Source organism: Bacillus cereus group sp. TH152-1LC (assembly GCF_027710505.1).
GTDB lineage: Bacteria > Bacillota > Bacilli > Bacillales > Bacillaceae_G > Bacillus_A > Bacillus_A mobilis.
On the sequence record NZ_JAQFNK010000008.1, the window covers coordinates 1 to 24,951 of the forward strand.

The following is a 24,951-nucleotide window of genomic DNA, read 5'->3' on the forward strand; positions in this document are numbered from 1 at the left end:
ACAATCACGAACACGTACAAAAATACAGAAACAACAGAAGTAAATGGTAAGAAAGTATGGGAAGACTACGACAATAAATTCAACACACGTCCAGAAAGCATTAAGGTACAATTGCTTCAAAATGGAACAGAATTTAAAACAGGAGAAGTAAAAGCAGATAAAGAAGGAAACTGGAACTTTAGCTTTAAAGATCTACCGAAGTACGATGAACAAGGAAAAGAGTACGAGTACACAGTAGATGAAGTAAAAGTGAAAAACTATGAAACAAAAGTAGAAGGAACAAAAATTATAAATACTTACAAGAATAAGGATGAAACAGAAGTAAGTGGTAAGAAAGTATGGAATGATAACGATGCAATAGATCGCCCAGCATCCATCAAAGTAGACTTATTACAGAATGGAAAAGTTATTGAAACGAAAGAAGTAAGCGTGGGAACAAACTGGAAGTACACGTTTGAAAAACTACAAGTGTATGATGCGAACGGATTAGCTTATAAGTATGAAGTGAAAGAACAACCAGTAGCGGGATATAAATCCGAAGTGAATGGTTATGACATCACAAATACAAAAATCAAGGACGAACAACATACAGATCCAAAAGATCCAAGCACAGATCAAAATGCAAATACAGAAAAAAATAGCGATTCAAAAGCCCCACCTATTACAGAAAATGATAAGCCGACATTACTTCCTAACACAGGAGGAACATCTACAGAAAGTATTTCAATTCTTGTAGGTATGGTATTATTCGGTTTAGGGGGAATTCTATTCGCTCGACAACGAATCAAACAATAAAGAAATTTAGATTATTCACTGTAATTTAAGCTGTAGATTGTTATAGTTAGTTTATTAGAAAACTTCTTAGGCATGGACTCGGTATTTTACCGGGAGCATGCCTTTTATTTTTGCCTTAATTATTTCGTGTTTAAATGGAAGGCGTTTATAAAATCACGATGAAAAATTTGTATTTTAAGAGCAACATGTGAAATGTAATAGGGTAAATACATTCACTATCTTAGTTGATGGTTTTATAATATTGAATTACAGGATTGTTTGCTTTAACAATTCAACGAGGACTTTTAGCTGTTTCTGTTTTTACGACTTGTATATAGAGAAAAAGAAATAGGGAAAATATCAGTTTCTGCAGTGTTCTTTCGTACTTGATTTTTGCTCCTGTATAACGATTCAAATGTAATTATATCAATGAAATAAAACGGTTAATTCAATGGATGAGTTTGGTGAAAATAGTAATGGAATTTGTTAAAAATGTCTTCGATATATTTTATTCTTCAAATATCTCCGGCCTCTCCACTCTAAATGATTTCACCTCACCACATTCTAAACAAAATGTAGTTAATAGTTTGGAACCAGATAATGAATAAGGCACATAAAGAAAAGGTACCTATATATAGGTACCTTTTCTAATAGTTTTTTAGCAGAAACAACTACATCCGATAATGATTAATAGAATAAATAATACAACTAGTAAAGCAAATCCTCCAGCGAAACCGCAGCCTTCGCCGCAACTACCACCATATCCCATAACAATAGTGCCTCCTTTAGATAAAAGGGTAAAACTAGGGTTCATTCCATGGATTTTAACGGGTTCACTTTACCTTATGTTTTAAAGAATGAATTGAGCAGGTCCTTTTGAAAATATAGAAAAGACGCCATTAGGCGCCTTCCTGTTAGGTAGATAAGACTTTAGTTTTCCAATCTAAAGAAATTTTGTATCAGCTCTTTGTGAGTATATCATAATATCCGATTGATTTATTATGCATTGTTACATACTTTTCTAACTCCCTCTATTTTCTATTTGATAAAATAAAATCCCAATATTACCAAAAGTTAAATAAATATTTCTACATATTCAAGATATTTACATAATTTACAAAAGTGATACAGTTGAGTTGTAAGATATAAAAACTATTAAAGGGGGATTTATTATGTTTAAGAAATTAGTAGTAGGGCTATTGGCAACTGGTATTGCATTAACAGGAGGAATTGGGGCAGCTTCAGCTGATATACAAAAAGATGTGAGCTCTCCGAAGCAAGCAACATGCTCAATTCCTTATGAGTATTCTAATGGTAAATTCAAAAGAACTCTTTATTACTCAAATGGAGTATATGCTAATAGTTTTAATGAAAATGTTTGTGGTGGAACGATTACGTGGTATTTAAAACATGTTCAAAATGGAGTTGCTTTTTACGAAGGTAATTTAAAATAGTAGATTTTTTGAACCTCATTTATTGAGGTTCTTTTATTTTTAGTTTTTAAACTGATCCTCCATAAAAAAAAGACACCTAAAGGTGCCTTTCTCCGACTTGAACCACGCTCATTTAATATAAACCTATCCGTATTATCCCTTTGTTATACATGTAAACACATCCTATAAAACAGAATCATCTATATACACCAGATTGTTAGTTTACAAAATACAAGAGATTTGAGATCAGTATTAGAGTGACGCCACACCTTCTGCAATGATTGATATGTTACGCCTTTCAAAAGAATCTGCTTTATAGAATGTATCCACAATTTATATTTTACTACATGTAATATTTATTTTGTGTAATTATTATAACTATGTATAATTGCATAAAGTTTATAAAAAAATGAGAGCATAATTTGGTATTGTGTAATAAAGATAAGACCCACCTACGGAAATAGGTGGGTCTTATCTTTATTGCTATCTCATTGCACAAAAGGGAATTTGTATCAAAATAATAGCATATTCTTAAAGTTTTTATATTGAGAAATAAAGAAAAGACACCCAAAGGTGCCTTCCTCCGACTTGAACCATCCTAATTTTAATAATATGTATTGAACTCCTATCCAAATCTTTTTTTACATGTTAAGTAATATCGATCATCGAGAAAAAAGAAAAGGGGCTTTCTTATGAAAGGATAGACTTTCATATTTCATCATTACTACTAATGAAGTGTTATTTTATATATAGAAACGAATAAGGGACAGAACAAATTATAAGTTTAAAGAGTTGAAATGGTGAAAATGTATTGAGAAATTTTTTTGAAACAATAATATTCAGAAAATTAAATGTTTTATAGGTTTATTTTTGTTATTATGTTAGTAATCTATAGACAAAGGAGAAGGGGCTATATGAGTGTACACGTAATAAAAAAGGAAGAAATCACTTTACTTTTACATGATTGGTATCGAGAAATTCGTTCACAGAATTTCGTTAAGGCAAAGGAATTAAAACAAAGTATTGATACAAAAATGAATAGTATGGAAGAAAATCAAAAGAATACAGAGTTTTATGCACTTTTAAATTTTAGATTTCAAATGTTAAGTGCAGAGTTTTATCCACATCAATCTGATATATCTAAGAATGATCTAAGAAAAATGAAGTTAGATGAAGCGCCATCGGATGAATCTTTATTATATTATTACCATTTCTTTAAGGCTTCTCATGCTACGGTAAACGGTGATTTTAAAGTGGCTGAAAAGCATTATGGAATAGCAGAATCTTTGTTGGAAAATATTCAGGATCCAATTGAAAAAGCAGAATTTAACTTTAAGCTATCCAGCTATTATTATCATGTTTGCCAGCCTATTTTAGTCATTCAATATGCAACTAGAGCAAGGAATACATTTGAAGGGCTGTACGGATATAGCAGGAAGGTTGCAGCATGTGACAATGTTCTGGGTTTAGCATGTGTAAAGTTAAATGAATTTGAACAGGCAGAAGTTTATTTTATGTCGTCTCTGGATATTTTGAAAAAGCAGAATGAAGAAGAGCTAATGTTACGAGTTCGACATAGCTTAGGGGTTATGTATGCAGAGCAAAACCTATCTGATTTAGCACTTCGTTATTTATCAGAAGTATCACAAAAAATCCCGAATCACTTTAGAGCAATTTTTTTGGAAGCTAGAGAGAATTTAAAGTTAGGAAAAACAAAGCTTGCAGCCTCTTTAATTGAAAAAGGATTAGTAATCTGTAATGAACTAGAACAAAAAGAATATGAACATCATTTTACCATTCTAAAGGGAATGAATGAGAATGTTTCTGCTGAAGAATTAGAGTTAGCTATTTCTAAAGGAATTTCCTTCTTTAATGAAGTAGGTTTATGGCAATATGTCCAGGAATATGCTGAAAAATTAGCGGTTAAATATCATAAAGAAGGAAATTCAATAAAATCCAGTGAATACTTCTATTTAGGATATAAAGAAAAAGAAAAAGGTTTTCAGAAGGGGGCTTTAAAATGAAAAGAATTATAAGCGGTTCAATTGGATTAATAATTACGGTCATACTATTAAATGGAGTAAATGCTCCAACAGAACAATCAAAGGTTAATACAACAAACGTTATACAATATACGCATGGAGAGCCGTGGGGTTGACGTAATATTGAAGTATAAAGAGTTATTAGATCAAAGGGAAGAAAAAGTAATTATTAGGTATATAGATGAAACGCTCAAATGAGCGTTTTTTTTTATTTTATAATCAGATGTTTTATGTTCATATGTACCGCAGTAAAAATTTATTCCTGACTTAAAAAAAGAGCCTCCACCGGAATGGTATTTGTATTAACTACAACCACATCTATCAAGAAAATCAGTTTTTTTCCACATGAAGGACATCTCGATTCTAGTGTTTTATTCCTTAAATATCTCCGGCTTCTCCACTCTAAATGATTTCACCTCACCACATTCTAAACAAAATGTAGTTAATAGTTTGGAACGTTTTCCCACTGAAAAGAGCCTACTAGAATCATTTTCACAAACATATGCATGATAAGCAAATCCAACTCTTCCTTCTTTAAATGTAGTAGAACCACAATTCTCGCATCGTATATTTTTCATGCTACTAACACCTCTTTTTCTGTATTTTTAAGATAGAAGTAAAGCAACTTGGTTATACATGATGTTTTCGACATGATACAACATAGCCCTTTATATATTCGCAAGTAAAACAACATAATACCCCTATAAACCTCTATAATAATATGATTTTTTACATATCATTTAATGTGTATCGGAAAAATAAGTATTGAAATATTGATTTTTATTATTCAGATGATTATAATAAATGGAAATCAAACAATTCTTATGCTGAGAAGTGGAGGGACGGGCCCTATGAAACTTCGGCAACCTCGTTTTAGACGAAAGGTGCCAAATCCTGCAGGTGAAAAAACACCTGAAAGATAAGAGCGGTTCACTTAGTCAAGAAGGCTACTCTTATTGTGATAAGAGTAGCCTTTTTTTATGGCTAAAAGTTAAAGGGGGAATAGGTAGTGGAGTATGGTTTTTGGTTACCGGTTTTTGGGGGATGGCTTCGAAATGTAGATGATGAATCTATGCCACCTACGTTTGAGTATGCAAAGCAAACAGCGCAAGCGGCAGAACAATTAGGTTTTTCAACAACACTGATTGCAGAATTAAATTTAAATGATATAAAAGGTGTGTCAGCACCAAGTTTAGAGGCGTGGACAACTGCGGCAGCACTTGCAGCAGTGACGGATAAATTAGAGATTATGACGGCTGTAAGACCTGGCTTCCATAATCCAGCAGTTACAGCGAAAATGGCAGCGAATATCGATCAATTAAGTAATGGTCGTTTTACATTGAATGTAGTTTCAGCGTGGTGGGAAGAAGAAGCGAGACAGTATGGCGGAGTATTTACCGCACATGATGAAAGGTATGATCGCACAGAGGAATTTGTAACAATTTTGAAGGGGCTTTGGAAAGAAGACGAGTTTTCTTATAAGGGGAACTTTTATGAGCTTCAGCATACACATTTAAGTCCAAAACCTGTGCAGAAACAAGGAATTAAGCTTTATGCAGGTGGTGAGAGTGAGAGAGGAAAAGAGGTTATTGTAAATCACGCGGATGCATATGTAATGCACGGGGGAACAGTGGAAGAAGTATCTGTGAAAATAGAAGATATGAAGAATCGTAGAAAGAAAGTGACAGAGGAGCCATTGCAGTCATTCGGGCTTGCGGCTTACGTCATTTGTCGTGATACAGAAGAAGAGGCAGTAGAAGAATGGAAACGCATAACGGATGTGAAAGATGATGCGTTAGGTTACGCGGGTTACCAAGATTTTGTGAGTAAATCGCAGTTGGAACAGCAAGTGAAGCTCAATGATTATTCCGTATCGAATCGCGGGTTACGTCCTAATTTAATCGGAACACCAGAACAAATTGCAGAAAGGATACTTGCTTTTGAAAAAGTGGGTGTTACGTTATTACTTTTACAATTTTCACCACAGCTTGAAGAGATGAAACGATTTTCTGAAAAAGTGATGCCATTAGTTGAAGCGAAAAGAAAGGAATTGATTACAAATGAGTAAAATTTACATATTACATGAGAATAAGGAATGGACGGATCATTTAGTAAAAAGGTTGGAAGAACTGGAGTTACCGTATGAGGAATGGCTTTTAAATGAGGGAACACTTTCATTAGAACAAGAACCTCCCAAAGGTGTTTTTTATAGCCGTATGAGTGCCTCCTCACATACGAGAGGGCATCGATATGCACCTGAATTAACTGAAGGGGTTCTTGCTTGGCTAGAGGGATACGGGCGCACAGTATTTAACGGATCTCATGCATTACGCCTTGAAGTAAGTAAATTGAATCAATATGCAGCATTAAGAAAATTTGGGATACAAGTGCCGAAAACAATTGGTGCTGTTGGCCGTGATCATATAGTAAAAGCGGCAAAGGAGTTAGGGGAAGTACCGTTCATTACAAAGCATAACCGTGCAGGTAAAGGCCTTGGTGTTCAACTGTTTCATTCCATTGATGCTTTAGAACAATATTTGGATGGTCCAGCGTTTGAAGAACCGATTGATGGAATTACTTTAATTCAGCAATATATTGAAGCGCCCGAACCATATATTACACGTTGTGAGTTTGTAGGCGGTCAGTTTGTATATGCGGTTAAAGTAGATACATCAGAAGGATTTGAACTTTGTCCAGCAGATGCGTGCTCGATTCAAGATGCTTTCTGCCCAGTAGGAGAAGAGAGTAAGACAGAAGCGCCAACAAAATTTGAAATTATATCAGACTTCCACGAGCCAATTATTGAACAATACAAAGAGTTTTTGAAAGAAAATGAAATTACCGTCGCTGGTATTGAATTTATTCGCAGTGTGGATGGAACAATTTATACGTATGATATTAATACAAATACAAACTATAATTCTGACGCAGAGTCTGTAGCGAATCAATTTGGTATGCTTGAACTTGCTACATTCCTTGGAAGAGAATTAGAAAAACAAGTAGAGTCAGTTAAATAGTATAGAAGGTTCTAGTGAAAACCTTTGTTAAAGTAATAGTGGTCATATGGCCAAATTTTTATTGTTTTTGTACAAAAGTATAAGAAGTAGCCCAAGTTTCGGTGAGGAGCTTGGGCTGTTTGTATGTTGTATTTCTTTTTTATTTATATATCCGCAAGTAAAACAACATAATATTAATACGAAAAAATATACTAATATGAGTTTTTGCATATTTCAAAAATTATTGTATCCCTCAAAAAGTTTTAATTGTATAATATGTTTTGTCATATTCTTTTAGATTTTTCGACAAAAAATAACATAAATAGAGAACGTATTGGGAGAAGGAATTATGTACACAAAACTATTAAAATCAATTACATCATTATCACTTATTGGTGGTGCTTTATTGTATACAAACGGCAGTGACGTGAGAGCTGCTGAGGCGGGTATTTTTTCTGATGTGCCTACGTCGCATTGGTCGTATCCGGCGATTAAAGATTTAGCGAATAAAAATATTATTTCAGGTTATGGAAATGGGAAGTTTGGTTTCGGAGATGTTGCGACGAGAGAGCAAGTTGCAGCTTTAATTTATCGTGTGTTAGTACCGAATAAGCAAGGTGGTACGTTTAGTAATGACGGTGCTCGTTACGTATTACAAGATGGATCTACTTTAAACAATCCGTATCGAGATATTCGCACAGGATCAACATTGTTCCCAGAAGAGGTTTTAACGTTAACAAAATTAGGGGTTTTTAAAGGTGATGCAAACGGTGGTTTTAGACCGAAAGATTCTGTTAGCCGCGCAGAAATGGCACAAATTCTTACAAACGCTTTCCATCTTTCAGCAAAACAAAAGCATACATTTAACGATGTTCCGAGTGGTTTTTGGGGTGAAAATGCGATAAGTGCAGTGCAATCAAACGGGATTGCTTCTGGTACAGGTGAAGGGAAGTTTGAGCCATATAGTACGGTAAAACGTGAACAATATGCGCAGTTTTTATATAATACTTTGAAATATAAACAGCCTGAAGTTCCGGTGCAAGATACAGGAGATGCGGCATTATTAACAGCATTCAAAGATGAAGTGCAAAAGCGTATTAATGCGTATGAAACGAATATTACACTTCCATATAAAACGAAAAATAGTAATCAGGAAGAAGTAATGAATACACTTTTTAACGCCTATAAAGAAGTGGCAAGTAAAAATGAGTATACAAATTATAATAGGTCGAATGTTTCATATGGAATTTCTGGATCTTCTGGAAATTATACGTTTACGTTAAAGATTACATATCGTGAAACGAAAGAACAAACAGAATATGTAATGAAGCAAGCGAAGGCAATCGTTTCTTCGATTACGCAAGTTGGAATGGATGATCACGAAAAAGTGAAGGCGATTCATGATTATGTCGTAAAGCATATTTCTTACGATACGTCTTATAAAGCTTACACAGCATATGAAGCACTCGTAAATCGTTCTGCGGTTTGCCAAGGTTACGCACTATTTAAAAGAAGCTGGAATTGAGAATCATTTTGTAGTAGGAACTGGAGACGGTCAGCCCCATGCTTGGAATTTGGTGAAAATCGAAAACAAATGGTATCACCTTGATACAACATTTGATGATCCGGTGCCAGATGAACAAGGGCGTGTAACGTATTCTTATTTCAACTTATCAGATGAGCAAATCGCAAGAAATCATGAGTGGAACCGAGGGGACTATCCGCAAGCTACAACAAATTATTATAGTACACTAACAAATAAAATTGCGGCAGGTGGTACGAAGATCCCTGCATATCAGCAAATATTAAAAGATACAAAGTTAAATTATTTAGGAAATGAATACATCGCAAATAACTATAATGAGTTCAAAAATAAAATGCAGCAACGTTATAACGAAAAGTCACCAAAGATCGAAATTCTTTATAAACAATCAATGGATGGCGCATTGCAAGATGTGAAAAAAGTAATTGGAGAAATCGGTTATCCACAAGGAGCAAATCGTGTTTCTTATAAAGCTGAGCCGTATAATGCGAAAGAAGGATATTCTTTAGTGACGATTACGTTTATGTAAAAAAGCAACCTAGATTCCATGTTGGATCTAGGTTGTTTTTTTTTTAACTTAATTTGACATATAAAGTTAAACTGTATAAAATCAAACTATACAGTTAGACTATATAGTTTAGCTATATATTTATCGTTACATTGGAGGTCTTTATGAATAGAGATAAAAATTTACCATTAACGGAAACAACGTACTACGTTCTTTTAGCTTTATTAGAGCCAGCTCATGGATATTTAATTATGCAAAAGGTGGAGGAACTGAGTAATCATCAAGTGAAAATCGCAGCGGGTACATTGTATGGTGCGGTTGAAAATTTATTAAAACAAGGGTTAATAGAATCGGTAAAAAGTGAAGATAAACGAAGAAAAGTGTATGTCATTACGGGACGTGGGAAAGAAGTATTGCACTTAGACTTTATGAGAATGCAGCACATTATTGAGGTTACAAAGAGTTTATTACACGTATAGTTAGGGGGAAATGATGATGTGGAGATTGAAATTCTTTTTAGACTTTGAGAAAGAGGAAAAATGGTTAGAAGAGATGGCTTGGAAAGGCTATCAATTAGAAAGTACTACATTTGGTTATACATTTAGATATACAGAGCCGGAAGATGCGACGATTAGAATAGACCATAGAGTATTTAGTAGAAAAAGTGAATTTATTAATTACTGCACGTTATTTGAAGATAGTGGCTGGGAGCATATAGCTGGTAATCGGTGGTCAGGTACGTACTATTTTAAAAAGATAAATGAAGAAAGTGAAGATGACATTTTCTCAGATCAAATGTCACGAGCGGGGAAGTATAAACGTCTATCTAAAACCTTTTTAGAATTAGTGATCTGTTATTTGCCGATATTATTTCTATTTATGTATAATAACACGATTAATGTAGATGCATTTGTAAATCCGAAAGAACTATACTTGACGCCTGGATTATGGGATAAGCAAGGCGTATCATTTCTATGGTCATTCTTATTTGAAACACCATTTGCATTAATGAGAGGACTGTTTTGGACGTTTATCCCCGTTGCGACATGTATGTTTTTCATTTGCTCGTATAAAGCAAATCGGTTGTATGAGGCGAGAAGATGATAGAAGAAATCTCCTTAAAGCTGACGCTTTGAGGGGATTTTTTGAGTTTGTAAATGTATCTTTTTAAAATGGGTAAAGGAAAAGAATACGTATTGGAAACAAGTTATTATGATTATCACTTTGTAAATAGTATCCAATGGAATAATATGTTTAAAATATCCATAATTAACCTGTATTTAATATCTTTATATATTAATATTAAATAAGGTGTGTGTAATATTCTTTATGAACACACTATATTAAGGATAAGGGGATTTAATTATGAATTTTAAACAACTAATATTGGCGGGGACAGTTATTGCATCAACAACACTAACACCCCTAACAAATGTACAAGCAGAAAACAAGATAGGATTTAAAGATGTTCCTGTAAATCACTGGTCTTATAAAGCAATCATGAATTTACAAGAGCGAAATATTGTAGCTGGTTATGGAAATGGAATGTTTGGTTTTGGCGATAGTATTACACGTGGACAAGTAGCTAGAATGATATACCTTTATTTGAATCCAGCAGATGAACCTAATGCACCAAACGCTTTTACTGATATTAAAGGTCATATGTTTGAAAAAGAAATTTTAAGTCTTAGTAAAACAGGTATTATGAGTGGATTCGGCGACGGTAAATTTGGTCCGGATGATCTTTTAACACGCGAACAATTGGCTGCTGTATTAACAAGGGCTTTTAACTTAAAAGCGACATCTACTACCACTTTCAAAGATGTAAATAAAAATTACTGGGCAACAGACGCTATTAGCGCATTACAAGAAAATAAAATTACTGTTGGTACGGGAGATAATATGTTTGAGCCTAACAGTATCGTAACTCGTGAGCAGTATGCACAATTCTTATACAATGCAATTATTAAATCTGAAAAACCAGAAAAAGAGCCTGAGTCAAAGCCTATTGTTATCCCACAAGATTTAGTAATCGATGATATTTATTATTATGAAGGTTGGATGGAGAGCTCATCTGTACTGAAAAAATCTGTATCTAAGGAAGCACAAAATCTTCTTACTCAAATTAACACAAAATATAATGCTGAATTAAAGTATTCAGCGATAGGTGGTCCAGGTTCAGAGGTCGTTTTATTCTCTCCGGTATTAGAGGGGATTCCAGAATTTTATGGGAATTTCACTGTCAGGGGTGATGATGAAAATAACTTTACTGTTAATTTTGTAATTGATAGAGGTCAAGGTAATAATGCGTTAATAGAGTTAGGGAAAAAGTGGATCACTATGATAAATCCAAACTTAGATTTGAGTACAGAGATTGATAATATAGTGTCTTCTAATACACGTACAGGTAATTTTGATATAAATAAAAACAAACTTAAAATAGATATAAGCGTAGAGAAGCAAAATTCTAGTAGCGATCTAATGAGTGTTAAAATCCACAAGTAAAAAAGAGGAGTGAAAATTCACTCCTTTTTTAATTTTTATGTAGGGTGACCCTATATAGCTAAAGTTACTAAAAATTGATATGTTACTTCTTTCAAAAGAAGCAACTTTATAGAGCATGCCCACAATTTATAAATTACTACATGTATTGTTGTAAATATGTATAATTACATAAAAATTCAGAGGAAAAGAGAGTATACTTTGATATTGTGTAATAAAGATAAGGCCCACCTACGGAAATAGGTGGGCTTTTTTTACATATAAAGAAAAGACACTCACATGAGTGTCTTTCCGATAGTTTTTTAGCAGAAGCAAGCAGCTCCAACGATGATTAATAAAATAAACAATACAACTAATAATGCAAATCCTCCGGCGAAGCCACAGCCGCCACAACTACCCCAAAAGCCCATCATAGTTCCTCCTTTTAATAGGAGGGGAAAACCAAAGGTTCACTCATGTGTTTTAACGGATTCAATTTACTTTATGCTTTTACGAATGAATGGAGCAGGTCCTTTCCAAAATAGATTTATTTATTCTTAGAAAGAGTTCAAGGGCAAAATAGGAGAATCTATATTATTCATTAAGAGGGAATAAGTGAAAAATAAAATATCCAAAAATACAGATGGAAATCCGCTTTTATACCTTTCATTAAAATAATACTAGCATTATATATTATAAGGAATACTTGTCCTTAATTGTAAATGAAAGGGGGGAATTGATATGAGTTATGGCTATGGTCATCCTCCTGGAAAATGTTATAAACATCACAATGAAACTTTATCAACGGGTATATTACGTAGACATTCCGCTACGTTGTTTCTTACTGTGGAAGCGATGAATGTTGATCCAGATGATACTCATACAGTAACTGTTGAAATGTTTGATTGGTCATCGGGTTCTCCGGTATTGTTACCATTAGTAGACCCTTCAACACAAACATTGGCACCTAATCGATATGTTACTTTTCGTTCAGCAGCTCTTCCTCCAGGACTTTTTGCTTATGAAGTAAGAATCATTCGTCCGAAAGATAGAGATGTTGTTACGAATGTTTTTGGTCTTAGTGCAATAGTATTTAATCCACAAGAAGGAAATAATGTTTTACAACATGATTTAGCAAAATTAGACCTTAAATAGATTTTATCCCGCGTTAACGGACAGTAAAACTCCCACCTCAAAACTCAGTTGGAGCAAAGAAGTTAGGTGGGAGATCAACTGTCCGTAAACGTCCGATTGGTTCAACTAATAATCAGTGGGGGATGAATAAAACCCCCACTGATTAAAGTTTATTTATTGGACAGGATTAAAAAAAGAGTAGGATGTAATTCTACTCTTTTTTTACTGCGATTATATTAGAATTTTAAAAGAAATCCTTCATCATTTTCGCATCTTTAATATTCACTACCACACCTTCAACCTTATTTTTCTTCTCATCTTTAGCAATCGTAATTTGCTCCTTATTATCAACCCACACAAGAAACTCTTCTTTCGTGTCATCTTTATATGTAACGGTAATAGTAGAATGCGCAGACTCTTTCTTTTTTTGATCTAATGTAATTGATTTAGGAGTGCCTTTTTGAACTGCTGAAACGATTGATTGTATTATTTCTTCGTTATCTGTTTGAGATTTTGAAACGTTGTTATTTATTGTGCTAAGTATTTCAATATCTGTAATATTTGCGGAGTTTAATTGAAAGGCATTTTGCTTCTGTTCTTGTTTAGCTTGTGGAGATTTGTCTGTAGCTGAGGTACTGGCACAGCCTATTAAAGTGAAAGATATAGCGGTTAGAGCGCATATAGATATGATTTTTTTCATAGTATCCCTCCTTATGTTTAATTGTAACAATTTTCTGTTAATTAAGGTAGTTATTGTAAGTAGATTTATTCTACTAGTTTTAGGATAGAAAAAAATCAAACAACTTTTTTCAAATTTTATGTTTAACATTTCGAAAATGGGTGTACTACATATAATATAACAAATAATTCATTTTAGAGGAGGAAGTTAAAGATGGAAACGAAGTATAGTAAACCTTTTGTATATGAATTTATTACGGAGAAAGAGGTCATGAATGCGGCAAATGATCTAGTGAAGAAAGGAATAGACCAAAAAGATATTTACGTATTAACACATGAAAAAGAAAGGACAGATAGAATTGCAGACAATGCAGACGTGAATACAATTGGGATAAAAGAGGAGGGACTTGGGACAAGCATCATTAACGTCTTTCAAAAAACGGGAGATCAATTAAGAAATAAGATGCAAGAGTTAGGACTTAATGAGGAAGAAGCTAACTTTTATGAAGAAAAACTGGATGAAGGGAAAATCTTGTTATTCGTTAAGGATTTAGAAAGAGTCGGTGAATGGTTACAAGAAAGAAGATGCATGTATACTCTTTAAATCTATAAATCTATTACGAAAAGGAGATGGGAAATATGAGTGAGAGCGGGCTGAAAGAACAAATTACGGGTAAGGTTGAAAAGACAAAGGGACAAGTAAAAGAAGGAATTGGTGAAATTACAGAGGATAGAGAGTTGAAAAATGAAGGGAAGTGGGAGAAGACGAAAGGAACTATAAAAGAAAAAGTCGGAAAAGTGAAACAAAAGATAAGTGATGGATTGGATAATAAAGAATAATACATGTTTATCAAGCTTTGGTTACATACCAAAGCTTGATAAATCCAATATAAAACGAATATAGGAGGGTTAATAGTGGGACTTATTATTACGTGTATTGTAGGTGGACTTATTGGTGCGTTAGCTGGAATGATTACAGGAAAAGACTTTCCTTTAGGTATAGTTGGTAATGTGATTGCTGGATTAATCGGATCTTGGGTAGGTAGTGCGTTATTTGGTCATTGGGGCCCTGAATGGGGAGGCATTTTCGTTCTTCCAGCGTTATTAGGTGCAATCGTCTTTATTTTAATCGTTACATTCTTTTCTAGAATGCTGCGGAAAGCGTAAGTATGATAATGAATAGTAATCTTAAGTTTATTATATATAGCTATAAGGTTAACAAACTGATAAATATACATAAAAAAGCATCCAATTAAAATAATTTGGATGCTTTTTTCATGTAATCTGCATAGGAATGAGTGGAGGATGAAGAACCCCCACTCATTAAAATTATACTTTCTATTATGTATTAAACCATTGTTACTTTTTCACAATTATTTATTCTTACGACTTGCCTTGGTTCTATATGAGATAAGTCCTCATCATTACCTATATCAACTACAATTGTATTCGTTAGTATGTTAATAATGGAACCAATTAATTTTGTAGCATGATCGTGTCGATAAGAAAATTGAACGAAATCTCCCTTTTTAAACTTGTGCTCTTCCATAGATAGATCCCCCTAAAAATAATGTTTATACATTATACATACACAAATTTACAAGGTTTAAACATTTGGTAGCATTTTTTAAGCATGAAGCTGGGAAAGGTGTAGAAAATTTATTTATAATTAAATGGATAGTACAGGTTTAGGCGTGTTTATAGCTCTATTAAAAGCGATTAAGAAAAATGATGGAAAGCTAGAGTTTATTGGTGTATCTAAAAGACTAAAAAGATTATTTGATATTACAGGACTAACAGAAATATTAAATTTGAATTCCGATTTTGAAAAAGTAGAAAGAAGGTGACTAGGGATGATGGAGAAATTTGAAAAGATAGAAATGAAAATTCCTGCAAAAGCAGAATATGTAGCTATTATTCGTTTAACAATGGCTGGTGTTGCGAATCGAATGGGCTTTGCTTATGACGATATAGAAGATATGAAAATTGCTATTAGTGAAGCTTGTACAAACATTGTGCAACATGCATATAAAGAAGACGTTGGAGAAATTACAATTGTCTTTGGTTTATATGAAGATCGATTAGAAATTATGGTTGCGGATAATGGGGTTAGCTTTGATTTCAGCACTTTAAAAAGGAAAGTTGGTCCGTATGATATTAATAAACCAGTAGAACATTTGCCAGAAAATGGTTTAGGTTTATATTTAATCAATACGTTAATGGATGATATACAAATTATGCATGATGAGGGCATGACAGTTTTAATGACAAAATATATACAAAGAGAGCAGGTGGAGAATGATGGAAATCCAATCTCAACCTACAAATCTTGCTAAAGAAGACGTTATTAAACTAATTGCAGAGTTCCAACAAAACCAATGTGATGAAGCACAGGAAAGATTAGTTAATCACTATAAAAATCTCGTACATTCCATTGCATATCGCTATTCAAAAGGTGGACCGATGCATGAGGATATTATACAAGTAGGGATGTTAGGGCTCTTAGGCGCAATAAGAAGGTATGATTATTCGATAGGAAATGCTTTTGAGCCGTTTGCAATACCTACGATAGTAGGCGAAATAAAGAAGTATTTACGTGATAAAACTTGGGGTATTCATGTTCCAAGGCGAATTAAAGATTTAGGCGGGAAGATTAAACTTGCGATAGAGGAGCTAACAGATCATTTGCAACGTTCACCGAAGATTATAGAGATTGCAGATCATTTAGGACTATCCGAAGAGGAAGTGCTAGAAATTATGGATGCGAAAAATAATTATCGAGTATCTTCCTTAGATGATGTAGTTGAAAATTCATCTGATGGAAGTTCGGTAGCGAGAATTGAATCTGTAGGTGAAGTAGAGCAAGGATATGAAGAGACAGAAAGACGTCTCGTTTTAAAGGATATTTTTAACGTATTAAATGATACCGAAAAGAGTGTCATTCATTATATATTTGGAGAAAATTTAAATCAAAAGGATACAGGGGAACGGTTAGGTATTTCACAAATGCACGTTTCTCGTATTAAAAGACAAGCAATAAGTAAATTGAAGCAAGCGGCATTTTTAGATACATAAAAATTTAAAAGAATTATGTTTAAAACATGAGAAACGGGGTAGTTATTAAGTATAGGAGGAGATATAAAAATGTCACACGATGTGAAAGAACTAATCGAAGGATTGAATGAAGATTTAGCAGGAGAATACTCGGCAATTATTATGTATAACCATAATGCAGCTACAGTTTCTGGTATATATAGACAAGTGTAAAAACCTTTCTTTGAATCTGAAATTAGTGATGAATAAGGACATGCCCTATATTTAGCGGAGAAAATTAAGACGTTAGGTGGTACACCTACTACAATCCCTTTACCAGTGAAACAAGTAGAAGATGTTAGAGAAATGTTAGAATACGCTAGACAATCAGAATATGAAACAATTAAGCGCTATGAAACGAGAAAAGAACAGGCAGCGAAATTAAATATGACAGAGTTAGTTGTAAAGTTAGAAGATATGATCGCAGATGAAACAAATCATATGGAAGAATTAGATCGTCTTTTAAGTGACAAAGCAATGGTGTTAAATTAATAGTGAAAATTTATAGAGTGAAAGAACAAACTCTCATTTCTAGGGGGTTTGTTCTTTTGCTGTATAAATATGTTTGAGTAGGAAATTTTCATTTTATAACTGAGTGTGCAATACTAGAAAAATAGAAAAATGATAATCGATTTATATTTTAAATAAGAAAAGGGGAAATAACTTGTGTCCATTTTAATTGTCGATGATAATCCGGTGAACATCTTTGTAATTGAAAAAATTTTGAAACAAGCCGGATATCAGGATCTTGTATCGCTTAATTCTGCACAAGAGCTTTTCGAATACATCCATTTTGGAAAAGATTCTTCCAGGCATAATGAAATTGATTTAATACTATTAGATATCATGATGCCTGAAATTGATGGACTTGAAGTTTGTAGGCGATTACAAAACGAGGAGAAGTTTAAAGATATTCCTATTATTTTTGTAACAGCTTTAGAAGATGCGAATAAATTAGCTGAAGCGCTTGATATAGGCGCAATGGATTATATTACGAAACCAATAAATAAAGTTGAATTGTTAGCGCGTATGCGTGTAGCATTACGCTTGAAATCGGAATTAAATTGGCATAAAGAACAAGAAGAAAACCTTCGGAATGAACTAGATTTAGCTACACAAGTACAAAGAAACTTATTAAGTAGCCCATTACGAGAAGATCATATAAAAATTGAAGCAAGTTACTTACCTTCATTCAAACTAGCTGGAGATATGTATTATTGGTATAAAATCGATGAAAACCGCTACGGTATTATATTATTAGATGTGATGGGACATGGTATATCTGCTTCATTAGTTTGTATGTTTATTTCGTCTGTATTACGTGAAACGATTAAATGTTTAATCGATCCGGAACTTGTCATTAAAGACCTAAATAAATATATGACTCTTTTACATAATGAGAATGACAATATTCCATATTATTTTACAGCGATATACTTAGTAGTTGATACAGAAAAAAGAACCATTGAATATGTAAATGCAGGACATCCTGCTGGATATGTTTTAGTTGATGAAGAGAATGTAGTGGAACTAAATCGCGGGAGTTGTGCGGTAGGATTTTTTGATGAAATAAAAGTTGAAAAGACAGTTATATCTTTTGAGAAGAACGCTCAAATTGTATTGTTTACAGATGGTGTTCTTGAAGCAATTGCACATGATGAATTTGAGTCTGAAGAGAAATTACGTGCTTTTACAGAAAGAAAATGGGGAGATTTAGAAGAAGAGATAGAAGGGTTTTACAAGGAAGAACAGAAGAAAGCACAATCAGATGATATGTGCCTCATTATGATACAAACGAATGCGAAATAAAAAGCGTATGAAATCCAAAAAGAGGATTTCATACGCTTTTTATTGTATTTTTTGATAGATTTGTTCGTTCGGATTAAATTGAATATAATGCGGCATTATATGTGAAAAACGGAGAGTTTCTTTATTTCCTAAACATAGGAATCCGTTGTGACCTAAACTTTCATAAAATAGTTGCTGTACTTGGTTTTGAAGTTTACTTGTAAAGTAAATTAAAACGTTACGGCAAAGTATAATATGAAATTCATTAAAAGATTGATCAGTTACTAAATTATGCTGAGCAAAAATAATGTTTTGTAAAAGAGAAGGATTAAAATAAGCGAAACGATTATCTGTTGAATAATAGTTAGAAAATGCTTGTGTACCGCCAGCTTGTAAATAATTTTTCGTATAAGTTTGCATTTTATTTAACGGAAGGATACCCTGTTTTGCTTTTTCTAACACATTTGTATTCATGTCTGTTGCGTAAATAACAGCTTTTTCACTTAATCCCTCTTCATGAAGTAAGATGGACATGGATAATACTTCTTCACCAGTTGCGCATCCAGCGTGCCAAATTCTAATTTCGGGCTGCTTTCTTAATTCAGGAATCACATGCTCTCTGAGCGCTTTAAAAAAGTTAGGGTTACGGAACATTTCAGTTACATTAATGGAGAAATCATTTAATAACTGTTCTAAAAACCCTTCCTCATGAATTACTTTTTCAATTAACCTTGAAATGGTTGGGATATTAGAGAGCTGCATTCGATTACAAATTCTTCTATAAATAGATGTGCGAGCATATTGGCGGAAATCGAAGCCAGATAGTTTAAATACTGCTTCCAATAGTAATTCAATTTCTAAGTTCGTACGCTTATCCATATCTACAGATGGATCAAAATTATAATACTTATTTTCCACTTAAACTAAACCTCACTTATTTTATTAACCATACACTCATTACCGAATAGAGTTGATGTAAATTTAATGGTTTACTTATATAATCTGAAGCGCCAGCAGATAAACATTTTTCTTTATCATTTGGCATTGCTTTCGCAGTTAATGCGATAATAGGTATTTCGTGTAACCCTAAGTTCATTCGGATATGTTCCATCGTTTCATAACCGTCCATATTCGGCATCATAATATCCATTAAAATAAGGTCAATATTTGTATTGTTTTTTAGTATGTCCAAACACTCTATGCCGTTTTGTGCAGTAATAATGTTAGCATGTTGTTTTTTTAATGCATTTTGTAATGCAAATATATTTCGGTGATCATCATCGACAATTAAAATAGTTTTCTCTTGGAAGACGTTATTTGTTTCTGGCGTCACAATAGTTTCCTCAGCAACTTCAGCAGGAACAACATCTTCTATCGTTGCTGCAACTTCTAAATTGGATACTTGTGTATCAGTTAACCCATTTGGAAGGTTAGGAATATATACGGTAAAAGTACTACCTTCTCCTACATGACTCTCTAACGTAATCCAACCACCTAACAATCTAGCAAACTCTTTACAAATAGATAATCCTAAGCCTGTACCACCATATTTTCGAATCGTTGCGCCATCTGCCTGTTGAAAGGCTTCGAAAATAAGTTGATGCTGTTCTGTAGCGATACCAATACCAGTATCTTTTACCGAAATTGTCATCCAATCATTGCTTATAGACTGCATTTCATGACTCAAATGAGTTGCTTCTATCGAATCAAAATGTAAAGAGACGGATCCTTTTTCTGTGAATTTAAATGCATTGGATAATAAGTTTTTAATAATTTGTTCAATCCGTTTTGCATCTGTATAAAACAGATCAGGAATCATATCACTGTCTTTAACGGTAAATTCGACATTTTTTTGTGCAGCGATATGTAAAAAGTTTTGCTGCATACTTGCTGCCATGTCACTTATATTAGTTGCTTCAAAAATCACATCTAGTTTCCCGGCTTCTACTTTCGATAAATCTAGTATGTCATTAATTAAAGTAAGTAAATCTTTCCCTGATGAATGAATGACAGTTGCTAATTCAATTTCATCATCGGATAAATGATTATCATGATTTTCTTTTAACATTTCAGATAATAGTAAAATACTATTTAACGGTGTGCGTAATTCATGTGACATATTTGCTAGGAATTCTGATTTGTATTTTGAGCTACGTAATAACTCACTTGCTTTTTCTTCTAATTCTGATTTAGTAATTTGTAAGTCAGCTGTCTTTTGCTCCGCCTCTTCCGTTCTAGACTCTAATTGTTCATTTGTTGTTCTTAATTCTTCGGCTTGCATTTGTAGTTCCTCAGCTTGCGTTTGCAATTCTTCTGATTGAACTTGCAACTCTTCCGTCATCGCTTGTGATTCATGTAAAAGAGTTTGAATTCGCATACGTCCCATAATACTATGGATTGTTAAACCTAGATTATCAACAGTTTGTTGAATTAAATCTTGATGCAAGTCTGAAATCTCAGTTACACTTACTAACTCCATTACTGCAATCACTTCATCTTCAAATAAGATAGGGATAACTAGTAGGTTTTGAGGGCGTATTTCTAATAAGCCGCTAGTGACATAACGAAATTCTTCTGGTATTTCTCGAAGAACAAAGCTTTGCTTTTCTAAAGCACATTGCCCAATGAAACCTTCACCCATTTTAATGGATTGTTTCCCAATATCAGAACCTTGATCGGCGAAAGAAGCTTTCTTCACATAGTAAACAGTGTCTTCAATTTCTTCACGTACATAAAATGCACCACAAGAAGTTTGCGTTTTTTGTATAATGCCGCTCAGAATTTTATTACCTAACATTTCGATAGAAGATACACCTTGATACTTTAAAATTAACTCTGCAAGCTCAGTTTGTAACCATTCTCTTTTAGATATTTCGTCTAGTAGATGGTTCGTTGTATGAGCCAAATCTTTTATTTCATCCCGCGTATTTACATGAATTCTTTCCGTAATTTTTTCTTTAGAAGAAATGGATTTAATAGCTTGAATTACATTTTTAATCGTTTTTGTAATGGAATTCGAAATATAGAGTGAAATGATAATAGAAATAAAAGAAAGTAAGAACAATAAACTGTATAACCAAAGCTCTAATTTATTATTTTCAGTATCTAATTGTGCAGCTCTTTTCTTCGTTAGTTGCTCCTCAACACTACGGAAGTTCGTTACCTGCGATTGTAGTGACTGAATTTGAGTTGTGTCGATTGCTTGTACGTTATTACTATTGCTATTTGTAATAAGTGGGTGAATCTCTTTATTAATCCAACTAGTAATGTTTTCATTAATCTGTTTTAACTTTTCTTGCTGAGAGGGGTTATCCGCTAATAGAGCAAAAAGATCTTGATAATGTTTTTCGTAATCCTTTTCCGCAGCGTTAAGGGATTGAACGTAATTTGCATCATTAGAAGTGATAAATCCTTTCGCTTTATTTTCAATTGTTAGCAATTCTTTTTCTACTTGATTCGTTAAATTAAGAACTTTAAAATCGTGATCAATAATAAAATTACGAGATTTTTGTAAATTAGAAATCTCATTGTTTAGCATAATGAAAGAAATAAGTAAGAACAAAATGATAACTAAATAACCAGCCATAATTTTGTAGCGAATACTAAATTTTGCTTTCGAGTTCATTAAAAATTCCTACCTTCAAGGTTATTAAGAGTTTTCAATCGTAAAGAATGAAAAACGTAATATATATTATATCAGTTTTCGTAAGGCCAAACTAGAAATCCCCCTATTGTATTAGGGGGTCTCGTTTTGAATTGAGGAGCTCATTTTGAAATATAAAAACATATATGAAAAGTAACAATCGAGGGAATAGGGGAATCATAAAACTTTTAAGAAGGAAAGAGTGTTCTTAAAGCTTTTTTTGCATCTATTCCTTCAAAGATAAATAATACAAGTTCTTTCTTTTTGACAGTAAGGAAAAAAGATACTAATGTGCTTAAGTTTTTAATAGAAGTAAGTGTTCCGTGTTTACCTATAAATAAAGTTGTTTGAAATGTTGTCATCAAAGCATAAAAATGATGAATCTGCGTTATTGTAGGTGTTTCATTATAAAGAATAGTAGTAGATTGGATTGCATTCATTGAAATATTCCTTTCCATATAGTAAGCATAACAATATAAACATACCCGTTTTAAAAAATGTTAAACATATAAATAAGAAAAAATATAATTATAGTTTTTTATGTTTAGAAAGGGTTACGGAGGGTATACATAAACTACAAAGAGATTGACTGAAGATGAATTGTAAGATTTCTAGTCTATAAAAATATACTTTTACTTTAAATAAAAAGGAGTCTGGTATACATGAATGAACTGATGATTGATATTACATTTGATTTAATTTACTTGTTAAGTAGTTCGCTTGTAATGCTTTTACTATTCGCTTTTTTCATAAATGGTTATGTTAATAAGAAGATTAGTGTATACAGAAATGAAGAAAGATAAAGATACATTATATAAAACTTTAGGAGGTTAATAGTTATGAATGTAGATAGAAAAATAGTAGGTGTTTTTAGAACAATCGATGATGCGGCATGTGTTATTAATGAATTAAAAGGTAAAGGATATCCAGCTGATAATATTTCAGCTATTGCAAAGGATCAAAAGGAAATTGAACATCTGGAAGAAAAATCGGGTGAAAAAGTGAATCATGAAACCGCACATAAAGCGGATATCTTTTCAGCAACAGGGCTTGTGGCAGGAGGAGTAGCAGGCGGACTCGGGGGTTTATTAACAGGTCTTGGTATACTTGCTATTTCTGGAATGGGTCCAATCGTAGCGGCAGGACCTATCGCAGCAGCTATTGGAGGAGCCGGTATTGGCGGAGGAGCTGGAAGTTTAATAGGAGCATTTATCGGCTTAGGAATCCCTGAGGAACATGCTAAGAAATATGAAGAATACATTTACGATGGAAATATATTAATTTTAGTAGATGCAAAATTAGATGATAAGTTAGAAATCTATAAAATATTTGATAAGCATAATGCGTATAACTCTGATTTCTTTAAATAATATGTACATCACTAAACATAGTGAATATCGTTTTTGATCTTACCAATTTGGCGCGGCCGAGGAGTCGTATGACTATAAGAGAGGAAGGGCTTATAGTAAAAGATCAAGTTCTATTCTGGTATTTAAAAGGAAAGAGGTGCCTTTTCGTGATTGTAAAAATAGTAAAGGATAGTAGTAATAGTTTCCTTTGTACAGTTCAAAATAAAAATGGAGATCAGTATGTGAAGAAATGGTTTCGTAAACAGAAAAACAAGGAAGAAGTAGGGCGACCAACGTTTAAAGAAGTAGAAAAGGATTGGAAAGAAAATAGAGAATCATTTATGTATCCAAATGTAAAAGCGCTTTATTGAACATAATGGGCGTTTTATTCTTACAAAATTGTCACACTGCTGTAAGGTAATTCAATAGATTAGATACTTTTTCCATGTCATAATAAAGACATAAGAAAGCTTATTCAAACTACAACTTATTAGGAGAGTGTCAGTCATGATTGTAACAACAACGTCTGGAATTCAAGGTAAAGAAATTATTGAGTATATCGATATTGTAAATGGTGAAGCTATTATGGGTGCAAATATTGTCCGCGATTTATTCGCTTCTGTTCGTGATGTTGTCGGTGGTCGTGCTGGTTCTTATGAAAGCAAGCTAAAAGAAGCTCGTGATATCGCAATGGATGAAATGAAAGAACTTGCAAAACAAAAAGGTGCGAACGCTATCGTTGGTATTGACGTAGATTACGAGGTTGTTCGTGATGGAATGTTAATGGTTGCTGTAAGTGGTACAGCTGTACGTATATAAGTAAATAAAAAACAGGCTCACCCCTTGAAGTTTATGCTTTGAGGGGATGTTTTTTGTTTCATGAATAAAGTTAACATGAAGAAGAGCTGATGGATTTTTATAAATGAAAAATAAGATGAGAGTGAATGTACTAACTCGCTAAAATGATAAGCTGAAAAAAAACTATACTGTGCATATGTTGAAAATAGGAAAAGGGTTATTGTAAAAAATGCTAGGAGTGCTCTCCTAGCATTTCGTGAGGGGGTATTGCACGGGAATTTAGATAATAAGCAGACACACTTGCTTATCTCAAATGTAGTATATATTGTTTTCAAAGAGAAAAGTAAAAAATACAACAATCTTTATATATGTTTAACGAAGTTGTTAATTTTATGACAAATAATAAAATTGTTATTTGAGGTAAGAAGAGAAATAAATGGTATGAATAGCTTTAGAGAGTGTATAGTTGATAGAAATAAACGATTGAGCATGTAAAGAGTTATATTACATAAAATTTATAAAGGATTGGAGGCGATTACATTATGTTTTGGTTAGGGTGCTTTTTAGGATACATTGTAGGTTCTGTCATTACATGCGCTCTACTTTACTATGGGTATAGATCCAATGAAAACAAAAAAGCGAATATACAAAAGAGGGAGGAGAGGAAAATCAATCAAAAAGGTGTATAGGA

General features: G+C 33.2%; 28 protein-coding genes, 3 pseudogenes and 1 riboswitch. Of the genes and pseudogenes, 23 read left to right on the plus strand and 8 right to left on the minus strand.

Going from position 1 to position 24,951, the window contains the following annotated elements; genetic code table 11:
- Positions 1–795, plus strand: a 795-nt coding sequence (locus PDL00_RS18515) for a Cna B-type domain-containing protein (protein WP_270730550.1), incomplete at its 5' end; no start/stop codon positions are given.
- A 637-nt stretch (positions 796–1,432) separates the two neighbouring features.
- Here PDL00_RS18515 and PDL00_RS18520 read toward each other — a convergent pair.
- Positions 1,433–1,543 carry a YjcZ family sporulation protein gene (locus PDL00_RS18520; protein ID WP_000540371.1) on the minus strand — a complete coding sequence of 37 codons (111 nt, stop codon included), beginning with the start codon at positions 1,541–1,543 and terminating at the stop codon, positions 1,433–1,435.
- A 403-nt stretch (positions 1,544–1,946) separates the two neighbouring features.
- Between PDL00_RS18520 and PDL00_RS18525 the strand changes: the two genes are divergently transcribed.
- The 3 genes from PDL00_RS18525 to PDL00_RS18535 all read left to right on the plus strand — a co-directional run bounded on the left by PDL00_RS18525 (position 1,947) and on the right by PDL00_RS18535 (position 4,365).
- Positions 1,947–2,228 carry an LCI fold-containing protein gene (locus PDL00_RS18525; RefSeq protein WP_061680502.1) on the plus strand — a complete coding sequence of 94 codons (282 nt, stop codon included), beginning with the start codon at positions 1,947–1,949 and terminating at the stop codon, positions 2,226–2,228.
- Positions 2,229–3,121: 893 nt separating this feature from the next.
- Positions 3,122–4,231, plus strand: coding sequence for a response regulator aspartate phosphatase (locus tag PDL00_RS18530; RefSeq protein WP_270730552.1), 1,110 nt, complete (start codon positions 3,122–3,124; stop codon positions 4,229–4,231).
- Positions 4,228–4,365: a Phr family secreted Rap phosphatase inhibitor gene (locus PDL00_RS18535; protein WP_098585446.1), complete on the plus strand. Its 138-nt coding sequence runs from the start codon at positions 4,228–4,230 to the stop codon at positions 4,363–4,365. The genes PDL00_RS18530 and PDL00_RS18535 overlap by 4 nt, the downstream gene beginning before the upstream one ends.
- Before the next feature lie 255 nt (positions 4,366–4,620).
- Here PDL00_RS18535 and PDL00_RS18540 read toward each other — a convergent pair whose 3' ends face one another.
- Entirely contained in the window at positions 4,621–4,827 is a 207-nt protein-coding gene (locus PDL00_RS18540) for a hypothetical protein (RefSeq protein WP_242257163.1), read from the minus strand.
- 241 nt (positions 4,828–5,068) lie between these two features.
- A riboswitch (SAM riboswitch) is annotated at positions 5,069–5,175 on the plus strand.
- Between the two features lie 83 nt (positions 5,176–5,258).
- On the opposite strand from PDL00_RS18540, the gene PDL00_RS18545 reads away from it, so the two are divergent.
- From PDL00_RS18545 to PDL00_RS18570, 6 genes and pseudogenes are all read left to right on the plus strand, one after another.
- Positions 5,259–6,317, plus strand: a complete 1,059-nt coding sequence (locus PDL00_RS18545) for an LLM class flavin-dependent oxidoreductase (protein ID WP_270730555.1) — start codon at positions 5,259–5,261, stop codon at positions 6,315–6,317.
- Positions 6,310–7,266, plus strand: a complete 957-nt coding sequence (locus PDL00_RS18550) for an ATP-grasp domain-containing protein (protein WP_270730556.1) — start codon at positions 6,310–6,312, stop codon at positions 7,264–7,266. Before PDL00_RS18545 ends, PDL00_RS18550 begins: the two co-directional genes overlap by 8 nt.
- Before the next feature lie 328 nt (positions 7,267–7,594).
- Positions 7,595–9,317, plus strand: a pseudogene (locus tag PDL00_RS18555) (S-layer homology domain-containing protein).
- Between the two features lie 143 nt (positions 9,318–9,460).
- The gene (locus tag PDL00_RS18560; RefSeq protein WP_063263595.1) at positions 9,461–9,775 is read left to right on the plus strand and encodes a PadR family transcriptional regulator; all 315 of its coding nucleotides are present in this window, start codon (positions 9,461–9,463) and stop codon (positions 9,773–9,775) included.
- Positions 9,776–9,788: 13 nt separating this feature from the next.
- Entirely contained in the window at positions 9,789–10,400 is a 612-nt protein-coding gene (locus PDL00_RS18565) for a DUF2812 domain-containing protein (protein WP_270730558.1), read from the plus strand.
- 261 nt (positions 10,401–10,661) lie between these two features.
- Positions 10,662–11,801 carry an S-layer homology domain-containing protein gene (locus PDL00_RS18570; RefSeq protein WP_270730560.1) on the plus strand — a complete coding sequence of 380 codons (1,140 nt, stop codon included), beginning with the start codon at positions 10,662–10,664 and terminating at the stop codon, positions 11,799–11,801.
- Between the two features lie 299 nt (positions 11,802–12,100).
- Here the strand turns inward: PDL00_RS18570 and PDL00_RS18575 are convergent, their stop codons facing one another.
- Positions 12,101–12,208: a YjcZ family sporulation protein gene (locus tag PDL00_RS18575; RefSeq protein WP_270730563.1), complete on the minus strand. Its 108-nt coding sequence runs from the start codon at positions 12,206–12,208 to the stop codon at positions 12,101–12,103.
- Between the two features lie 310 nt (positions 12,209–12,518).
- On the opposite strand from PDL00_RS18575, the gene PDL00_RS18580 reads away from it, so the two are divergent.
- Positions 12,519–12,932 (plus strand): hypothetical protein, encoded by a 414-nt coding sequence (locus tag PDL00_RS18580; protein WP_172554330.1) that lies wholly within the window; start codon positions 12,519–12,521, stop codon positions 12,930–12,932.
- 223 nt (positions 12,933–13,155) lie between these two features.
- Here the strand turns inward: PDL00_RS18580 and PDL00_RS18585 are convergent, their stop codons facing one another.
- On the minus strand, positions 13,156–13,611 hold the full coding sequence (locus PDL00_RS18585) for an LptM family lipoprotein (protein WP_270730565.1): 456 nt from the start codon (positions 13,609–13,611) through the stop codon (positions 13,156–13,158).
- Between the two features lie 192 nt (positions 13,612–13,803).
- On the opposite strand from PDL00_RS18585, the gene PDL00_RS18590 reads away from it, so the two are divergent.
- From PDL00_RS18590 to PDL00_RS18600, 3 genes are all read left to right on the plus strand, one after another.
- Positions 13,804–14,193 carry a general stress protein gene (locus PDL00_RS18590; protein WP_061678673.1) on the plus strand — a complete coding sequence of 130 codons (390 nt, stop codon included), beginning with the start codon at positions 13,804–13,806 and terminating at the stop codon, positions 14,191–14,193.
- A gap of 35 nt (positions 14,194–14,228) precedes the next feature.
- Positions 14,229–14,429, plus strand: a complete 201-nt coding sequence (locus PDL00_RS18595) for a CsbD family protein (RefSeq protein ID WP_270730567.1) — start codon at positions 14,229–14,231, stop codon at positions 14,427–14,429.
- Between the two features lie 75 nt (positions 14,430–14,504).
- Positions 14,505–14,756: a GlsB/YeaQ/YmgE family stress response membrane protein gene (locus tag PDL00_RS18600; protein WP_000522903.1), complete on the plus strand. Its 252-nt coding sequence runs from the start codon at positions 14,505–14,507 to the stop codon at positions 14,754–14,756.
- Positions 14,757–14,937: 181 nt separating this feature from the next.
- Here PDL00_RS18600 and PDL00_RS18605 read toward each other — a convergent pair whose 3' ends face one another.
- Positions 14,938–15,138 (minus strand): methyltransferase, encoded by a 201-nt coding sequence (locus PDL00_RS18605; protein ID WP_242257171.1) that lies wholly within the window; start codon positions 15,136–15,138, stop codon positions 14,938–14,940.
- Between the two features lie 124 nt (positions 15,139–15,262).
- On the opposite strand from PDL00_RS18605, the pseudogene rsbV reads away from it, so the two are divergent.
- From rsbV to PDL00_RS18630, 5 genes and pseudogenes are all read left to right on the plus strand, one after another.
- Positions 15,263–15,436 (plus strand): annotated as a pseudogene (gene rsbV / locus PDL00_RS18610) (anti sigma b factor antagonist RsbV); the annotation flags it as partial.
- A gap of 6 nt (positions 15,437–15,442) precedes the next feature.
- Positions 15,443–15,925: an anti-sigma B factor RsbW gene (gene rsbW / locus PDL00_RS18615; RefSeq protein WP_061678677.1), complete on the plus strand. Its 483-nt coding sequence runs from the start codon at positions 15,443–15,445 to the stop codon at positions 15,923–15,925.
- Entirely contained in the window at positions 15,888–16,664 is a 777-nt protein-coding gene (gene sigB, locus PDL00_RS18620) for an RNA polymerase sigma factor SigB (protein WP_242257431.1), read from the plus strand. The genes rsbW and sigB overlap by 38 nt, the downstream gene beginning before the upstream one ends.
- Positions 16,665–16,733: 69 nt before the next feature.
- A pseudogene (locus tag PDL00_RS18625) lies at positions 16,734–17,174 on the plus strand (ferritin-like domain-containing protein).
- A 174-nt stretch (positions 17,175–17,348) separates the two neighbouring features.
- The gene (locus PDL00_RS18630) at positions 17,349–18,491 is read left to right on the plus strand and encodes a fused response regulator/phosphatase (protein ID WP_242257432.1); all 1,143 of its coding nucleotides are present in this window, start codon (positions 17,349–17,351) and stop codon (positions 18,489–18,491) included.
- A 39-nt stretch (positions 18,492–18,530) separates the two neighbouring features.
- Here the strand turns inward: PDL00_RS18630 and PDL00_RS18635 are convergent, their stop codons facing one another.
- The 3 genes from PDL00_RS18635 to PDL00_RS18645 all read right to left on the minus strand — a co-directional run bounded on the left by PDL00_RS18635 (position 18,531) and on the right by PDL00_RS18645 (position 22,553).
- On the minus strand, positions 18,531–19,388 hold the full coding sequence (locus PDL00_RS18635) for a CheR family methyltransferase (protein ID WP_242257433.1): 858 nt from the start codon (positions 19,386–19,388) through the stop codon (positions 18,531–18,533).
- A 16-nt stretch (positions 19,389–19,404) separates the two neighbouring features.
- The gene (locus PDL00_RS18640) at positions 19,405–22,095 is read right to left on the minus strand and encodes an ATP-binding protein (RefSeq protein ID WP_270730571.1); all 2,691 of its coding nucleotides are present in this window, start codon (positions 22,093–22,095) and stop codon (positions 19,405–19,407) included.
- A 206-nt stretch (positions 22,096–22,301) separates the two neighbouring features.
- Positions 22,302–22,553, minus strand: coding sequence for a hypothetical protein (locus PDL00_RS18645; protein ID WP_000991709.1), 252 nt, complete (start codon positions 22,551–22,553; stop codon positions 22,302–22,304).
- 222 nt (positions 22,554–22,775) lie between these two features.
- On the opposite strand from PDL00_RS18645, the gene PDL00_RS18650 reads away from it, so the two are divergent.
- The 4 genes from PDL00_RS18650 to PDL00_RS18665 all read left to right on the plus strand — a co-directional run bounded on the left by PDL00_RS18650 (position 22,776) and on the right by PDL00_RS18665 (position 24,281).
- Entirely contained in the window at positions 22,776–22,916 is a 141-nt protein-coding gene (locus tag PDL00_RS18650; RefSeq protein WP_001004256.1) for a hypothetical protein, read from the plus strand.
- Positions 22,917–22,952: 36 nt separating this feature from the next.
- Positions 22,953–23,483: a general stress protein gene (locus PDL00_RS18655; RefSeq protein ID WP_242256357.1), complete on the plus strand. Its 531-nt coding sequence runs from the start codon at positions 22,953–22,955 to the stop codon at positions 23,481–23,483.
- A gap of 146 nt (positions 23,484–23,629) precedes the next feature.
- A complete protein-coding gene (locus tag PDL00_RS18660) occupies positions 23,630–23,833 on the plus strand; it encodes a DUF4028 family protein (protein ID WP_061674059.1) in 204 nt (67 codons plus the stop codon).
- A 136-nt stretch (positions 23,834–23,969) separates the two neighbouring features.
- Positions 23,970–24,281: a YbjQ family protein gene (locus PDL00_RS18665; protein WP_000637510.1), complete on the plus strand. Its 312-nt coding sequence runs from the start codon at positions 23,970–23,972 to the stop codon at positions 24,279–24,281.
- Positions 24,282–24,951 lie beyond the last annotated feature (670 nt).

What these genes read in the sequence shown, in the direction of transcription:
- PDL00_RS18520 (WP_000540371.1), bottom strand. Translation starts at nt 1,543, where the DNA reads ATGGGATATGGTGGTAGTTGCGGCGAAGGCTGCGGTTTCGCTGGAGGA.
- PDL00_RS18525 (WP_061680502.1), top strand. Translation starts at nt 1,947, where the DNA reads ATGTTTAAGAAATTAGTAGTAGGGCTATTGGCAACTGGTATTGCATTA.
- PDL00_RS18530 (WP_270730552.1), top strand. Translation starts at nt 3,122, where the DNA reads ATGAGTGTACACGTAATAAAAAAGGAAGAAATCACTTTACTTTTACAT.
- PDL00_RS18535 (WP_098585446.1), top strand. Translation starts at nt 4,228, where the DNA reads ATGAAAAGAATTATAAGCGGTTCAATTGGATTAATAATTACGGTCATA.
- PDL00_RS18540 (WP_242257163.1), bottom strand. Translation starts at nt 4,827, where the DNA reads ATGAAAAATATACGATGCGAGAATTGTGGTTCTACTACATTTAAAGAA.
- PDL00_RS18550 (WP_270730556.1), top strand. Translation starts at nt 6,310, where the DNA reads ATGAGTAAAATTTACATATTACATGAGAATAAGGAATGGACGGATCAT.
- PDL00_RS18560 (WP_063263595.1), top strand. Translation starts at nt 9,461, where the DNA reads ATGAATAGAGATAAAAATTTACCATTAACGGAAACAACGTACTACGTT.
- PDL00_RS18565 (WP_270730558.1), top strand. Translation starts at nt 9,789, where the DNA reads ATGATGTGGAGATTGAAATTCTTTTTAGACTTTGAGAAAGAGGAAAAA.
- PDL00_RS18570 (WP_270730560.1), top strand. Translation starts at nt 10,662, where the DNA reads ATGAATTTTAAACAACTAATATTGGCGGGGACAGTTATTGCATCAACA.
- PDL00_RS18575 (WP_270730563.1), bottom strand. Translation starts at nt 12,208, where the DNA reads ATGGGCTTTTGGGGTAGTTGTGGCGGCTGTGGCTTCGCCGGAGGATTT.
- PDL00_RS18580 (WP_172554330.1), top strand. Translation starts at nt 12,519, where the DNA reads ATGAGTTATGGCTATGGTCATCCTCCTGGAAAATGTTATAAACATCAC.
- PDL00_RS18585 (WP_270730565.1), bottom strand. Translation starts at nt 13,611, where the DNA reads ATGAAAAAAATCATATCTATATGCGCTCTAACCGCTATATCTTTCACT.
- PDL00_RS18590 (WP_061678673.1), top strand. Translation starts at nt 13,804, where the DNA reads ATGGAAACGAAGTATAGTAAACCTTTTGTATATGAATTTATTACGGAG.
- PDL00_RS18595 (WP_270730567.1), top strand. Translation starts at nt 14,229, where the DNA reads ATGAGTGAGAGCGGGCTGAAAGAACAAATTACGGGTAAGGTTGAAAAG.
- PDL00_RS18605 (WP_242257171.1), bottom strand. Translation starts at nt 15,138, where the DNA reads ATGGAAGAGCACAAGTTTAAAAAGGGAGATTTCGTTCAATTTTCTTAT.
- rsbW (WP_061678677.1), top strand. Translation starts at nt 15,443, where the DNA reads ATGATGGAGAAATTTGAAAAGATAGAAATGAAAATTCCTGCAAAAGCA.
- sigB (WP_242257431.1), top strand. Translation starts at nt 15,888, where the DNA reads ATGATGGAAATCCAATCTCAACCTACAAATCTTGCTAAAGAAGACGTT.
- PDL00_RS18640 (WP_270730571.1), bottom strand. Translation starts at nt 22,095, where the DNA reads ATGAACTCGAAAGCAAAATTTAGTATTCGCTACAAAATTATGGCTGGT.
- PDL00_RS18645 (WP_000991709.1), bottom strand. Translation starts at nt 22,553, where the DNA reads ATGAATGCAATCCAATCTACTACTATTCTTTATAATGAAACACCTACA.
- PDL00_RS18650 (WP_001004256.1), top strand. Translation starts at nt 22,776, where the DNA reads ATGAATGAACTGATGATTGATATTACATTTGATTTAATTTACTTGTTA.
- PDL00_RS18655 (WP_242256357.1), top strand. Translation starts at nt 22,953, where the DNA reads ATGAATGTAGATAGAAAAATAGTAGGTGTTTTTAGAACAATCGATGAT.
- PDL00_RS18665 (WP_000637510.1), top strand. Translation starts at nt 23,970, where the DNA reads ATGATTGTAACAACAACGTCTGGAATTCAAGGTAAAGAAATTATTGAG.